11 protein-coding genes are annotated in these 14,185 nt (G+C 41.9%); 10 read left to right on the top strand and 1 reads right to left on the bottom strand.

The window, feature by feature from the left end:
* Window positions 1–61 precede the first annotated feature (61 nt).
* The 3 genes from putP (at window position 62) to hflX (ending at window position 3,685) form a co-directional block, all read left to right on the top strand.
* The gene (gene putP / locus ACP8HG_RS19050) at window positions 62–1,546 is read left to right on the top strand and encodes a sodium/proline symporter PutP (protein ID WP_187046525.1); all 1,485 of its coding nucleotides are present in this window, start codon (window positions 62–64) and stop codon (window positions 1,544–1,546) included.
* A 71-nt stretch (window positions 1,547–1,617) separates the two neighbouring features.
* On the top strand, window positions 1,618–2,319 hold the full coding sequence (locus ACP8HG_RS19055) for a VOC family protein (RefSeq protein WP_438297627.1): 702 nt from the start codon (window positions 1,618–1,620) through the stop codon (window positions 2,317–2,319).
* Between the two features lie 94 nt (window positions 2,320–2,413).
* The gene (gene hflX / locus ACP8HG_RS19060) at window positions 2,414–3,685 is read left to right on the top strand and encodes a GTPase HflX (RefSeq protein WP_067205122.1); all 1,272 of its coding nucleotides are present in this window, start codon (window positions 2,414–2,416) and stop codon (window positions 3,683–3,685) included.
* 387 nt (window positions 3,686–4,072) lie between these two features.
* On the opposite strand, the gene ACP8HG_RS19065 is transcribed toward hflX, so the two are convergent.
* Window positions 4,073–5,791 (bottom strand): ABC transporter ATP-binding protein, encoded by a 1,719-nt coding sequence (locus ACP8HG_RS19065; protein ID WP_067205125.1) that lies wholly within the window; start codon window positions 5,789–5,791, stop codon window positions 4,073–4,075.
* Window positions 5,792–6,013: 222 nt separating this feature from the next.
* Here ACP8HG_RS19065 and ACP8HG_RS19070 point away from each other — a divergent pair, with 222 nt between their 5' ends.
* From ACP8HG_RS19070 to zupT, 7 genes are all read left to right on the top strand, one after another.
* Window positions 6,014–6,892, top strand: a complete 879-nt coding sequence (locus tag ACP8HG_RS19070) for a DUF6612 family protein (RefSeq protein ID WP_187046527.1) — start codon at window positions 6,014–6,016, stop codon at window positions 6,890–6,892.
* A 347-nt stretch (window positions 6,893–7,239) separates the two neighbouring features.
* On the top strand, window positions 7,240–8,190 hold the full coding sequence (locus tag ACP8HG_RS19075) for an ABC transporter permease (protein ID WP_067205131.1): 951 nt from the start codon (window positions 7,240–7,242) through the stop codon (window positions 8,188–8,190).
* Window positions 8,183–9,133 (top strand): iron chelate uptake ABC transporter family permease subunit, encoded by a 951-nt coding sequence (locus ACP8HG_RS19080; protein ID WP_067205134.1) that lies wholly within the window; start codon window positions 8,183–8,185, stop codon window positions 9,131–9,133. Before ACP8HG_RS19075 ends, ACP8HG_RS19080 begins: the two co-directional genes overlap by 8 nt.
* Window positions 9,130–9,891: an iron ABC transporter ATP-binding protein gene (locus ACP8HG_RS19085; RefSeq protein ID WP_067205137.1), complete on the top strand. Its 762-nt coding sequence runs from the start codon at window positions 9,130–9,132 to the stop codon at window positions 9,889–9,891. Before ACP8HG_RS19080 ends, ACP8HG_RS19085 begins: the two co-directional genes overlap by 4 nt.
* Before the next feature lie 86 nt (window positions 9,892–9,977).
* Window positions 9,978–10,952, top strand: a complete 975-nt coding sequence (locus ACP8HG_RS19090; protein ID WP_338653797.1) for a siderophore ABC transporter substrate-binding protein — start codon at window positions 9,978–9,980, stop codon at window positions 10,950–10,952.
* 221 nt (window positions 10,953–11,173) lie between these two features.
* Complete coding sequence (locus ACP8HG_RS19095) at window positions 11,174–13,228, top strand: flagellar assembly protein A (RefSeq protein ID WP_438297632.1); 2,055 nt, start codon at window positions 11,174–11,176, stop codon at window positions 13,226–13,228.
* A gap of 102 nt (window positions 13,229–13,330) precedes the next feature.
* Entirely contained in the window at window positions 13,331–14,140 is an 810-nt protein-coding gene (gene zupT, locus ACP8HG_RS19100) for a zinc transporter ZupT (RefSeq protein ID WP_187046529.1), read from the top strand.
* Window positions 14,141–14,185 lie beyond the last annotated feature (45 nt).

The following is a 14,185-nucleotide window of genomic DNA, read 5'->3' on the forward strand; positions in this document are numbered from 1 at the left end:
AGATTTTTATTTATTAAAAAGGTGATATGATAGAGGCAATCTAATAAAAGGAGGATTCATCATGTCAAATGAAGGGTATCAATTAATTGCAATTATTATATACATGGCGGCGATGATTTTCATTGGATGGTATGCATTCAAACGCACATCCAATCTCACGGATTATATGTTAGGTGGGCGTTCGCTTGGGCCGGCTGTAACCGCTCTCAGTGCTGGTGCTGCTGACATGTCGGGCTGGTTGCTTATGGGGTTGCCGGGTGCAATCTATCTCAACGGTTTAGTTGAAGCATGGATTGCGGTCGGTTTGACAGTTGGAGCATATTTGAACTGGGTCTTTGTTGCACCTCGTTTACGTGTGTATACACAAGTTTCAAGTGACTCCATTACAATTCCAAGTTACTTGGAAAGTCGTCTGAAAGATAAATCCCGTCTCTTACGTATTGCTTCAGGGATTATTATTCTAATATTCTTCACGTTTTATGTGTCTTCGGGAATGGTTGCAGGCGGGAAGTTCTTCCTTAGCTCATTCGGGTTGGACTATCACGTAGGCCTATTGATTGTTTCGGGTGTCGTTATTTTCTATACACTATTCGGAGGATTTTTGGCGGTTAGTTACACGGACGTTGTCCAAGGTATCGTTATGTTCTTTGCGCTCCTACTTGTGCCGATTGTCGGTATCTTCATCACAGGAGGATTTACAGAAACTGCGACAAGTATCCGTGCTGTGGATCCACAATTGCTGAATTTCGTATCTGGTGCAACGTTCCTAGGTATTTTGTCTGCAGTCGCGTGGGGACTGGGTTATTTCGGTCAACCGCATATCATCGTCCGCTTTATGGCGCTTAACTCGCACAAAGAAGCGAAAAAAGCACGTCGTATCGGAATTAGTTGGATGTTCTTGAGTTTATTCGGTGCAGTTGCAACTGCACTTATCGGAATTGCTTATTATCAGCAGAACACGAATGCAACACTGGTGGATAATGAAACGGTATTTATTGTCTTAGGGCAGATTATCTTCCATCCATTCATTGCGGGAATCATGCTTGCGGCTGTTCTTGCAGCTGTTATGAGTACAATTTCTTCGCAACTGATTGTATCCTCTTCTGCGCTAGTTGAAGATTTATACAAAACGTTTATGAAAAAAGACGCAACGGATAAGCATTATGTGTTTTTAGGTAGAATGGCCGTCCTTGCAGTTTCAGTAATTGCTATGGTACTTGCTTGGCCTAACAATGAATCCATTTTGAAAATCGTATCGTTTGCATGGGCTGGATTTGGAGCTGCGTTTGGTCCAATCATCTTGCTATCTCTTTACTGGCGCAAACTTACAACGAAAGGTGCACTGTGGGGAATGATAGTTGGAGCAATAACAGTTATGATTTGGGGGAACGTCGATGCTTTATCGGGCACCCTTTATGAAATCGTACCTGGTTTCCTCCTCTGCCTGATTGTTACAGTTGTCGTTAGTAATATCACATATAAACCAAATGCCGAGATTGATAAAGAATTCTCAGCAGCACTTGAAATCCTTAACGAAGATAAGTAATTTGGAAGCCTGCGGTATCTACTACTGCAGGCTTTTCATTTATTTAAAATTAAGAAGGTGGGGTTATTACTATGAAGCTTGATCATACTGTCTATTTCACGAATAAAGAACCGGAGAAAACCGTAGTGGAACAGCAAGCGAGTGGACGTCACGCTGTAGTCGGTGGTCGTCATGAGCAATGGGGTACGCATAATGCACTACTCTATACGAAGAATGCTTATATTGAATGGTTGTCAGTCGAGAAAATGGGAATTGCGCAACAAGTGGAGCATCCGCTGACTAAGTTATTGCTGCATGATCTTGAACAAAGCGATGGGTGGGGGACGATTTGTCTGTCTGTCGAAAGTATTGAGAAATTCAATGATGAAGTTGAAAATAAAGGGTTCCGAACGTCAGGTGTGCTCGATGCTGAGCGAAGAACGGCTGATGGCCAATTGCGGAAGTGGAAAATGTTGTTCATCGATCAACCCGTATCGAATGAGTTACCCTATCCATTTTTCATCGAATGGGAGGAGCCAGAAGAAACACGTTTTGTGAAATTACGTGAAGAGGGAACGCTTTCCCTGGACAATGAACAGCTGGAAATTACGGAGTGTGTTTTTAGTGTCGAAGATCCATTAAGAGTAACAGCGGAGTGGGCCATTTTATTGTCGAAGAAAGTTGGCAATACTGATGACATCGTCTTGCCGAATGTTGTGCTGAAATTTGTTGCACATGATGGCGACAAAGATAGATTGACGGATGTTATCGTTGGGCAAACTGACCAACAGTGACAGAGTAGTTGTGCAGTTCGACCTTTCTGACATACAATTTCGTCACATATGGTAGACTAAACATACTTATAGCTTGTCTGGAAGGGGTAGTTCTATGGAATTTTTAGTCGAACGCGCAGTAATTGTGGGGGTCCATGAACAAAAGGATCAGCACTTTGAATATGCAATGGAAGAATTAAAAAACCTTGCTAAAGCAATCGATGTTGAAGTCGTTGGAGAAGTGACGCAAAACATGGAAAAGCGTAACCCGTCTACTTATGTCGGGAAAGGGAAAATGGAAGAGATTCAGAACTTCTACGAAGAATTAGATGCTAACCTTGTTATCTTCAATGATGAATTGTCTCCGTCTCAGATTCGTAATTTGGAGCGGGAACTGGACTGTAAAGTGATTGACAGGACAATGCTCATTCTTGATATTTTCGTACGGCGTGCGAGAACGAGTGAATCGCGGATGCAAGTTGAACTTGCGCAACTGCAATACATGCTTCCTAGACTTGTCGGTTTACGTGCATCCCTTGGTAGACAGGGCGGCGGAGCAGGCGGCGGTGTTCAAAATAAAGGGGCAGGAGAAACGAAACTGGAACTCGATCGTCGAAAAATCGAAGACCAGATTTCCAAACTTGGCCGTGACCTTGATCATGTGAAGGATCAGCGTGAAACTCAGCGCAAGCAACGTAAAAAGAGTGGTATCCCTGTTGTTTCGATTGTCGGTTATACGAATGCAGGCAAGTCGACGATTATGAATAAATTGTTGCTGAAGATGGACGTAGACAATGCGAAGCAAGTGTATGAGGAAGATATGTTATTCGCGACACTCGATACGTCAATTCGGAAAGTGAAGCTTGAGGATAACAAAGAATTCATCTTGACGGATACAGTCGGTTTTGTTTCGAAACTGCCACACCATCTTGTAAAAGCATTCCGTTCAACATTAGAAGAAGCGCGTGATGCGGATCTCCTATTACATGTAGTGGATGTGTCGAATTCGGAACACGGCTATATGATGGAAGTAACAAATGACACATTGCAGGCAGTTGGAGTAGAGAATGTAGCGACGCTTAATATTTACAATAAAGCTGATCTTGCGGATGTTCCCTATCCAGTAGTGAGCGATGATAGTGTGTGGATTTCTGCACGTGAAGGAAAAGGATTAGATGAACTTATCGAGTTGATCAAGAAAAAGATTTTTGAACAATATAGTACATGCAAGCTACTTATTCCATTTGACCGTGGTGATATCGTGTCCTATTTGAATGACAAAGCAAACGTCAAAAGTACGGAGTATGAAGAAGATGGAACGCTGATGACTGTGGAAATGGATATTTCAGAGCGAGCCAAGATTGAAGAATTTATCGTAAGCCACTAAGAAAAGCTCCAGGCGCCTGCTTAGTCGCGACAGGCATAAGTCAATCCAGCGACGTGGCGTACTTTGCCACATAGCTGGATTGCTTATGACCCGAGCGGCTGGCGCCTGGAGCTAGCCACTAAGAAAAGCGCAAGCGCCTTGGTAGACCCGACAAGCGCTGGAGGGCCTGAAGATAAAGGCGCACTTTGCCTTTAACTTCAGGACTGAAGCGACTCGAGGGGCTAGGCGCTGGAGCTAGACACTATTCTAAGTCCAAAAAACTCATACTTTCTTATCTTTTAAAAAACAAAAAACAGCACCACATGACTAGGGAGGTCATGTAGTGCTGTTTTTTCTATCTAAGAGAAAGGGGGTGGAATAGTTCTAGTATGCCCGCTTATATGAAAGTTAAACCTCTTGGAATTGATTGTTGTGCAGTCGGGCAAAAATCCCGCCTTTCTTCACAAGCTCATCGTACTTGCCATCTTCCGCAATCCCGTTTTCTGTGACAACGACAACGCGATCAGCATCACGGATTGTCGCCAATCGGTGTGCGATAACAAGGGTTGTCCGGTTTTCAGCAAGTTCAGCGAGCGACTGCTGAATAATGCGTTCCGTTTCTGTATCGAGAGCTGATGTCGCTTCATCTAAAATAAGAATTGGCGGGTTTTTCAAGAACATGCGGGCAATGGCAAGACGTTGTTTCTGGCCGCCGGATAATTTCAAGCCGCGTTCTCCAATCTGTGTTTCATAGCCATAAGGAAGTGAAGCGATGAAGTCTTCTAGATGCGCTTTTTTCGCTGCTGAAATAATTTCATCATCCATCGCATCCAATTTTCCGTAGCCAATATTTTCTTTGATGGTCCCGGTGAATAAGAAGACGTCCTGCTGAACGATACCGATTTGTGAACGCAAGGAGTGTTGCGTCATATCACGGATATCGATGCCATCAATAGAAATCGCACCTTCAGTGACATCGTAAAAACGCGGAATAAGCGAGCAAATCGTTGTTTTTCCCGCTCCAGATGGCCCAACAAATGCAACCGTTTGACCCGCGCGTATGTTTAAATTAATACCTTCTAGTACGGCTTTGTTATCGTCATAGTGGAAATCTACATCATCGAAGATAATATCTCCGTTCAAATGGGCAACAGCCACTGCGTCTGGACGATCTTTAATTTCAGGCTCTTGTTCAATTAATTCACGGAACCTGCGGAATCCTGCCATACCCTTTGGATACAGTTCCAATAGCGCGCTGATTTTATCGACAGGCTTAATGAGCACATTGACGAACAGTACAAATGCTACGAGTTCGCCACTCGACAATTTGTCGTTGAGTGTGAACCACGCTCCAACAACAAGTACGATAAGTGTGACAAGCCGGGTCATCATGAACATACTCGAATGGGTCCAGGCCATCACTTTATAGGCGACAAGCTTGGCTATTCTGAAATTCCCGTTGTCTATGCGGAAGCGCGCAATTTCGAAGTCTTCGTTCGTGAATGATTTGACAACGCGTGAACCTGACACGGAATCTTCTACGCGTGCATTGACGTCAGCAATTTTACCGTACATGTTTTGCCATGCCGCATTCATTTTGATGTTACAGAATGTGACGAGGATAATGAGAAATGGAACCATAATAATTGCGATCAGTGCAAGTTCAGGGTTGATGCTGTACATGATGGCAAATGCCCCAATAAGCGTCATGATCGCGATGAAGACGTCCTCTGGACCATGGTGGGCGAGTTCCCCGATGTCGAACAGATCATTGGTGATCCGGCTCATAATATGTCCGGTCTTCGTGTTGTCGAAAAATCGGAAGGATTGCCGCTGTACATGGTTGAATAGCTGCTGGCGCATATCGGTTTCGATATTGATGCCGAGTTTGTGACCAAGATAGCTGACGATATATTGAAGGAATGTACTCAGTAAATAAACGACCAATAATAGAATACTTATCGTCGTGATTTGTCCCCAATTGCCTTTAGGCAGCAAATCATCAATGAACCACTGGACCGCGACTGGGAACGCAAGGTCGAGCAATGCTACGAAAATAGCACTTGAAAAGTCGATGATGAAAAGTCGCCTATGTGGTTTGTAATATGAAAAGAACTTTTTGAGCATATCGTTTTAATCCCCTTTAGTCTGATAATTGCTAGTATAGCGGAAAAAGCGACAGAAGACGATAATTAATTTCTGAAACCGAAATAATACTCATGTAGTTCAATAGATGTGAATAAGTAATTGAGTAATAATATTCAATTACTTTGAAATGTGGAACTCTTTGTGTTTTGAGCCGTATGAGTATATGTAGATAAAATTAGCAATTGGAAGGAAGTGGATAATATGAACAATTTGATGAAGGGTATTGCAGCAGGAATTCTTGTACTTGGACTTGGTGCATGCGGTAAGACAGCGGAGCCGAAAACAGATCCTGATACGGGCAAGAAGGTAGAAGTCCAGAATAAGAGCGACATGACAGCGCAGGAAGTTTATGAGAAGGTGATGGCAGTTTCGGAAGAGCAAAAGAGTATGCACGCCAAAATGGATATCGATCAGCTGATTAAAGTACCAAGCCAAGAGTTTGAAATGAACAGTAAGATAAATATGGACATGGATATGGTTATGGAACCACTCTCGATGTATCAGAAGATGAATATGGACATGGGTGAGCAAGGGAAGATGGACATGGAAATCTATATGACAGATGCAGGCTTCTTCATGAAAGATCCGGAGTCGGGTGATTGGATTAAGCTACCAAATGAAATGTATGAGGAAATGAGTGGCCAACTGTCCGGAGGAGCGGATCCGACACTTGACATGAACATGTTCAAAGAATTTACAGATGACTTCAAGTTTGAGCAAACGGATGATGCTTACATCCTTACATTATCCGCAGCAGGCGATAAATTCAGCAAGCTATTCAAAAAAGTTGCTACTGAAAACATGCCTGCTGGTATGGAAATGAATGAAGAACAGGCGGAAGTGATGGAAAATATGGAAGTGAAATCACTCGAGTATGAAATCTTCATCGACAAAAAGACATTCTACACAAATGCGTTCAATATGAATATGGATATGACGATGGAAGTCGAAGGCGAAGAAATGCATATTGACCAGAAAGTAAAAGCCGACATCAGTAAAATTAACGAAATCGACACAATTAAAATTCCACAAGAAATACTAGATAACGCTGTCGATATCAATGAATCGATGGGGCAGTGAAACAATGGGCACCGGTTATCCACTCCGGTGTTTTTTTTTATTGCAATAAGTAAAAACAAGGGAATCTATCAGAAACACTGCCAGACCAGTAAAAAACTCAGACCAATCATAAAACCCGGAAGATTAATAACAACAAATCCCAAACCGTCCATAAACTCGCATGACTGACTATATGAAAAGTGGTAGCCAAGGGTAGCCTACTTGTTCTTGTATTCTCACTGATAATGATTTTCAGTTATTCATTGACAGTTGTTTCTAGCATGCTATAATTGAATTTGCGCTAATTGATAACTGTTTTCATTAACGGATTCTCAATTGGTAGTAAATAATCGATATCGGGGATACCCATGAAGATACGTTACTTAGTCATCGCACTTATCAGTCTTTCATTCCTATCGCTATTTGTTGGAGTGAGCCATATTACGCCAATGGGTCTGCTTGATTTTAAATCGGAAGCAACCGAAATTTTTCTAATCAGCCGCGTGCCGCGACTTGTCGCTATTCTTCTTGCAGGAGCAGGGATGAGTATAGCAGGTCTCATTATGCAACAGCTGAGCCGAAATAAATTCGTTTCACCGACAACAGCAGGAACTTTGGATGCGACACGGCTCGGGATTCTTGTTTCGATGCTGTTATTCACAAACGCATCCACAATTGAAAAGATGATTGTCGCATTTGTATTTGCGCTTGCCGGCACGCTACTGTTTATGCAAATCCTTGACCGTATCAAATTCAAGGATGCGATTTTCATTCCGTTAGTTGGGCTTATGTTCGGTAATATTTTGTCATCTATTGCGACGTTTTTCGCTTACAAAGCGAACGTCATTCAAAATATGTCGGCATGGTTACAAGGTGATTTTTCGATGATTATGAAAGGACGTTATGAACTTCTATACATAAGCATTCCCGTGCTAATCATCACATATTTGTACGCAAACCGGTTTACTGTTGCGGGAATGGGTGAAGATTTCTCGAAAAACCTCGGGCTTGCTTATAGGCGGATCGTCAATATCGGACTAATCCTTGTTGCGCTTATTACCACTACCGTCGTCTTGACGGTCGGAATGATTCCCTTCCTTGGATTGATCATTCCGAATATCGTTTCTATTTTTAAAGGAGATCATTTACAGAAGACATTGCCTCATACAGCACTGCTAGGCGCGATATTCCTGCTTGTCTGTGACATTTTAGGTAGAGTGCTTATCTATCCGTATGAGATTTCAATTAGTTTGATGGTAGGCGTTATTGGCAGTGGAATATTCCTCTATTTATTGTTTAGGAGGAAGGCCTATGCGTAACTCAACGAAACTCATCATTCTCTCTGTAATCGCAGCTATATTCTGTATTCTGTATCTTTTCCAAGGGTTAAATGGAAGCTTTGACTATGCGTTACCGCGCCGCGGTATCAAAGTGATGGCAATGGCCATCACGGGTGTTGCAATCGCGTACTCAACGGTCATTTTCCAAACAATTACACATAACCGTATTTTGACACCGAGTATTATGGGTCTTGACTCACTGTACTTATTGTTGCAGACCGCAATCATTTTCTTCCTTGGTTCGGGTCATGTGATAATCGTCAATAAACAGGTGAATTTTATAATATCTGTTTCTGCAATGGTTGTATTCGCGCTTATCCTCTATCGATTTTTATTCAAGGGGGGCAAACGCCCAATTTATTTCCTGCTTCTTGTAGGAATTATCGTCGGGACATTTTTCGGAAGCATATCGACATTTTTGCAAGTGTTAATTGATCCGAACGAATTCATGCTTGTACAGGATAGGATGTTTGCCAGTTTCAACAACGTCAGCGGTGAACTTGTTTGGTGGGCATTTGCCATCGTTATCATCAGTCTCGTCATTGGATGGAGATACTTCAACCAACTTGATGTTCTGTCACTTGGAAGGGACACCGCACTTAACTTAGGTGTCTCTTACGACAAAGTCGTCAAGACCATGCTAATCCTATCTTCTGTTTTAATAGCGGTCTCAACTGCACTAGTAGGTCCAATCACATTTTTTGGTTTGATCGTTGCGAATTTGTCCTATCAGTTTTTCAAAACGTATAGGCATAGCATCCTTATTGCGGGTGCGTCTATTATGAGTATTATCGCGCTTGTCGGGGGACAATGGGTTGTTGAACGAATATTCACGTTCTCGACGACTCTCAGTGTCATTATTAACTTCATCGGCGGCATTTACTTCATCTACTTACTATTAAAGGAGAGTCGATCTACATGATCCAAGTCCGTGAGCTATCGAAGTTTTATGGTAAAAAAGCGGTCGTTGAAAAAGTAAGCGTGAATATCCACCGCGGAAAAATCACGTCTTTTATCGGACCGAATGGTGCTGGTAAATCGACACTTCTATCAATGGTAAGCCGTCTGCTAGATGCAGATACGGGGGAAGTGCTGGTTGATAAAGACAATGTAAAACAGATGAAATCGAACGATTTTTCAAAACGAGTTTCGATTTTGAAACAGTCGAACTTCATGAACGTCCGTTTAACAATTCGTGAACTAGTGTCGTTTGGTCGTTTCCCACATTCAAGGGGGAGGCTGACGGCCGAAGATCTTCGTTTCGTCAATCAAGCGATGGATTATATGGATCTAATGGATATGCAGGACGATTACCTCGACGAACTGTCAGGTGGACAGCGCCAGCGGGCATTCATCGCAATGGTTATCGCGCAGGATACGGATTATATATTGCTTGATGAACCGCTGAATAACTTGGATATGAAGCACTCCGTCCAGATCATGAAAATATTGAGAAGACTTGTAGATGATTTAGGGAAAACAGTTGTCATCGTCTTACATGACATTAACTTCGCATCCGTTTATTCGGATCGGATTGTTGCGCTTAAAGAGGGACGTGTCGTCAAAGACGGTCCGACAGATGAAATCATCACTTCTGATGCATTAAAGGATATCTACGATATGGATATTCCAATTAAACAAATGGCTAATTGTCGTATATGTGTGTACTTCGACTCTTAATCAAGAAAAGTGTAGTTACCTGGAGTTTATAAATCGATTCAAGTAAAGAGGTTTAAACTTACAATACAACTAAAAGGATGGTAATGATGAAGAAAATACTAATGACAATGATGTTGTTCGCATTAATGGCTGTACTTGTAGCTTGTGGATCGAAAGACGAAGATGCAACAGACGATAAAACAACTGGTGACAAAACAGAGCCAAAAGTTGAAGAAACTGAAACAGCAGAACCAATGGTAATTACGCACGACCTTGGCGAAACTACAGTCGAAAAAAATCCTGAAAAAGTTGTCGTATTCGATTTTGGTATGCTTGACACGCTAGACGAGCTTGGCGTTGAAGTAGCAGGTGTTCCACAAAAGAACATTCCTTCATACTTGTCAAAATATGAAGATTCAAAGTATGTAAACGTTGGCGGTCTTAAAGAACCTGATTTTGAAGCAATCCATGCAATGAAACCAGATGTTATCCTCATCTCAGGACGTCAATCTGCTATGTACGATGAACTAAGTGAAATTGCTCCAACAATCTTTGTAGGAGTGGATACAACAAACTACATGGAGTCATTCAAAGAAAACATGGAAATGGTTGCTGAACTCTTTGGTAAGGAAGATGAAATGAAAGCAGAACTTGCAGACATTGACGAAAGAATTGCAGCGATTAATGAAAAATCAAGCAAGAGCGATGCGAAATCATTGATCATTCTTGGAAATGAAGGAAAAGTAAGTGCTTATGGACTGAGTTCACGTTTTGGTATTATTCATGATGTATTTGGCTTTAAAGCAGCTGATGAAAAACTTGAAGTATCGACTCATGGTCAAAGCATCACATTCGAATATATCCTTGAAACAAACCCAGACATTCTCTTTGTTATAGACCGTGACGCTGCGATTGGCGGCGATGCAAGTGCAAAAGATTCAATTGAAAACGACCTTGTGAAGAAAACAAACGCTTATAAAGACGGTAAAATCATTTACTTAGATCCTGACTATTGGTACCTGTCTGGTGGCGGACTTCAATCTGTGAAAGAAATGATTAAAGAAGTCGAAGCGGTATTGTAAAAATAGCAAGAGAGCCGATTCACTGAAAAGTGAACCGGCTCTTTTTTTGTTGTATAGAAAAATATAAAACTATCGGCCTGTGGACAACACTTAGCGAATTAGGTCGCATTTACACATTTACTATCTAAACACTGGGTATAATGATAGAAAATACAGAAAAATATGATAAGATTAATGTACTAGCCTAAAACGGAAATTAGATTTGAAATGGGGGGGAAGATATGGGGAAATCTATTACGGTAAAAGCAGAAACGATTGAGGAAGCTGTCCGGCTAGCCTTATCGATTACAGAATTGAAATTGGAAGAAGTCCATATTGAAGTGTTGTCGAATCCGCGAAAGAATCTTTTTGGCTTACGAAAAACGCTGGCTGAAGTAAATGTTACACAAATCATAGAATCACCAACCGCTACGACAAAGACGCAAGATCGGAATCTGGCAATCGAACAATATTTCGATAGATTAGTACCAACAGAAGGGACGAATCGGGAATGGAACGATGCCCAGCCTCTGGGTGGCCTGTCATCAACAATTAGTAAAGTAGCTGGGGCACGTATTAGCAATGAAAAGATTGATATACAGTTTTTAGGTAAAAAATACCCCATAGTCGTTCCTGGTTCAAATGTTAATTTCTCAATCAATGGAAAACAAATAAAGCGGCAAGCAATTATTTCACCTGGAGATAAAGTAAAAGTGACAGTAAGCGATGGGCTTATTCCACCACATTTTGAAATTCAATTGATTGAGCATGACATGCTTGCCATGCTTATTTTCACACCTGGGAAAAAGGTGAAGCACACTTTACGCGATACGGAGTTCGAACAAGTTCTTCATATTGAAGCAGATGAGGAAATTGAGTACTACAATGATTTAGACCCTCAAGTAATTGTTGAGCACCTGAAATCATTAGGCATACAAAAAGGGTTGCTCTTCCCGGCTATCAAGAAAGTGACGGACGCGATCAAACCGTTTGAAACGATTGTGGCAAAAGGGGTACCTCCAATTGAAGGACTGGATGGCGATTTAGAAATGCATATCGACTATCAGGAAAAAACACCGGGGGAATTGGAAAAGGTGGATTTTCATGAGATGAACCTGATTGTGTCGGTAGAAGCTGGACAAGTCATTGCAACCTATATACCACCGGTTCAGGGAACACCAGGCAGTAGCCTTCTTGGGAAAGCGATCCCTGTGAAAAAGGCGAATGACATTGTCCTGCGTCTTGGTGTGAATGTAACACAGGTGGACAATGATATTGTTGCAGCGATTTCAGGGAAACCATCCGTGGAATGGCGAAATAAGCTTGTGAAAATTGATGTCAATCATGAATTTCATCACCAAGGGGAAGTCGATATGACGAGCGGAAATATTCGCTTTGAGGGGAACGTAAGTATACAAGGGAATATACAACCTTCAATGTTCGTGGGGGCGACAGGAACTGTTAACATAGGGGGGGCTGTGACGAAAGCGACGATTCATGCCATGAAATCGGCTGTCGTAAAAGGGAATGTTTTTTCCTCCACAATTAGCGTCGGGCAACATGAGTTTATAATAGGAGAACTAACAACTCAACTTAGTGAAATTAAGGGGTATCTGGAACTAATTCAAGCTGCAATCCAACAGATACTCCTGATACGGGGAGAGACGGACGATAGCCTCAGTTCAGCTGAGTTGAACCATCTTATTAGGCTCTTGCTCGAAAAGAAATATACGGCATTCCAAGATTTGAATAGGCACTTCCTCCAAAAAGTTAAAAATCATTCTCTCCAGTTGCCGGTAGAATGGAGTGAAATGGCAGCCAAATTATATGAGGTATTTATAACTTCTGAAAATAAGCAATTGAAAGACATGGGTGGTTTCGAACTTTTAATCGGGGAAGTAAAAACGCTTGTGGAATTGTATGGTGAGAAAGCAGCTCCGAAATTATACCTTTCAGTACCCTATGCTATTAATAGCGTGTTATATAGTAATGGCAATATTGAGGTGACCTCGAAAGGGCTTTATCATAGTTCGGTTACAGCAGGTCACGATATAAAAGTGCGTGGTGTTTGCCGCGGTGGGGAAATCATCGCAGCCAATAAAATATCCCTCCAAAATACAGGGTCCGTAAACTTAATTAAGACAGTTGTCCGAACAGGAGAAAAAGGGAATATCACAATTGGGCATGCGCATGCGGGAACAGAAATTCATGTTGGAAATAGGTCTTATACATTTACAGCCAATGAAATGGGTGTTTTTGCTCGTCTGGATGATGAAGGAATGCTATTGATAAAATAAAGAATTCCTGTTGAACATGAAAATAGTACAGGCCAGATGTTGAGTTAGGGAAACTCATAGCATACAATAGTTCTAACCTAGAAATAGAAAGAAGATGTATACATGGATGGAAATGTACTGTTTGCATTCGCCCTTACTCTTTTTGCGGGACTTGCAACGGGAATCGGTAGCTTACTTGCATTTTTCACAAAAAGGACGAATACAAAGTTCCTCTCGATAGCCCTCGGATTTTCAGCGGGCGTTATGATTTACGTGTCACTTGTCGAAATATTTGTAAAAGCTAAAGATGCACTTGTGTTAGATTTGGGCTTAACCAATGGCTATTGGGTGACAATTGCCGGCTTTTTCGGCGGAATGCTGTTGATTGCAATTATCGATCGTCTGATTCCTGCGATTGGGAATCCGCATGAGGTAAAGAGTGTAGAAGACGTGAATGCAGGTCCGACGAATGACGAATATGCCAAGCTGAAAAAAATGGGTATGTTTACAGCCCTCGCTATTGCCATACACAACTTTCCAGAGGGAATTGCAACATTCACTTCGGCGTTGCAAGACCCTACGCTTGGAATTGCTATTGCCATCGCAGTTGCGATACACAATATTCCAGAAGGGATTGCTGTCGCCGTACCTATTTATTTTGCGACGGGTAATCGTAAGCAAGCATTTAAGTTATCGTTTCTTTCTGGATTGGCAGAACCAGTTGGTGCGATTGTGGCCTATCTTATTTTGATGCCTTATTTGAACGGTATTATGTTCGGCGTTATCTTTGCTGCTGTAGCAGGAATTATGGTATTCATTTCAATCGATGAATTACTGCCTGCTGCTCGGGAATACGGCGAAGCGCATTTGTCGGTCTACGGTTTTATGGCTGGAATGGCGGTAATGGCTGTTAGTCTCGTGCTTGTCGCGTAAAAAAAAACCTTTGTGTGGATTCGGTGTGTAAGGTATAATGACAGG

Origin of the sequence: Sporosarcina sp. FA15 (assembly GCF_051550195.1) — a bacterium.
GTDB classification, from domain to species: domain Bacteria; phylum Bacillota; class Bacilli; order Bacillales_A; family Planococcaceae; genus Sporosarcina; species Sporosarcina psychrophila.

Bases quoted from the DNA above. Each gene is read 5' to 3' on its own strand.
- hflX (WP_067205122.1), top strand. From the start codon at position 2,414: ATGGAATTTTTAGTCGAACGCGCAGTAATTGTGGGGGTCCATGAACAA.
- ACP8HG_RS19055 (WP_438297627.1), top strand. From the start codon at position 1,618: ATGAAGCTTGATCATACTGTCTATTTCACGAATAAAGAACCGGAGAAA.
- ACP8HG_RS19070 (WP_187046527.1), top strand. From the start codon at position 6,014: ATGAACAATTTGATGAAGGGTATTGCAGCAGGAATTCTTGTACTTGGA.
- putP (WP_187046525.1), top strand. From the start codon at position 62: ATGTCAAATGAAGGGTATCAATTAATTGCAATTATTATATACATGGCG.
- ACP8HG_RS19075 (WP_067205131.1), top strand. From the start codon at position 7,240: ATGAAGATACGTTACTTAGTCATCGCACTTATCAGTCTTTCATTCCTA.
- ACP8HG_RS19085 (WP_067205137.1), top strand. From the start codon at position 9,130: ATGATCCAAGTCCGTGAGCTATCGAAGTTTTATGGTAAAAAAGCGGTC.
- ACP8HG_RS19080 (WP_067205134.1), top strand. From the start codon at position 8,183: ATGCGTAACTCAACGAAACTCATCATTCTCTCTGTAATCGCAGCTATA.
- zupT (WP_187046529.1), top strand. From the start codon at position 13,331: ATGGATGGAAATGTACTGTTTGCATTCGCCCTTACTCTTTTTGCGGGA.
- ACP8HG_RS19065 (WP_067205125.1), bottom strand. From the start codon at position 5,791: ATGCTCAAAAAGTTCTTTTCATATTACAAACCACATAGGCGACTTTTC.
- ACP8HG_RS19095 (WP_438297632.1), top strand. From the start codon at position 11,174: ATGGGGAAATCTATTACGGTAAAAGCAGAAACGATTGAGGAAGCTGTC.
- ACP8HG_RS19090 (WP_338653797.1), top strand. From the start codon at position 9,978: ATGAAGAAAATACTAATGACAATGATGTTGTTCGCATTAATGGCTGTA.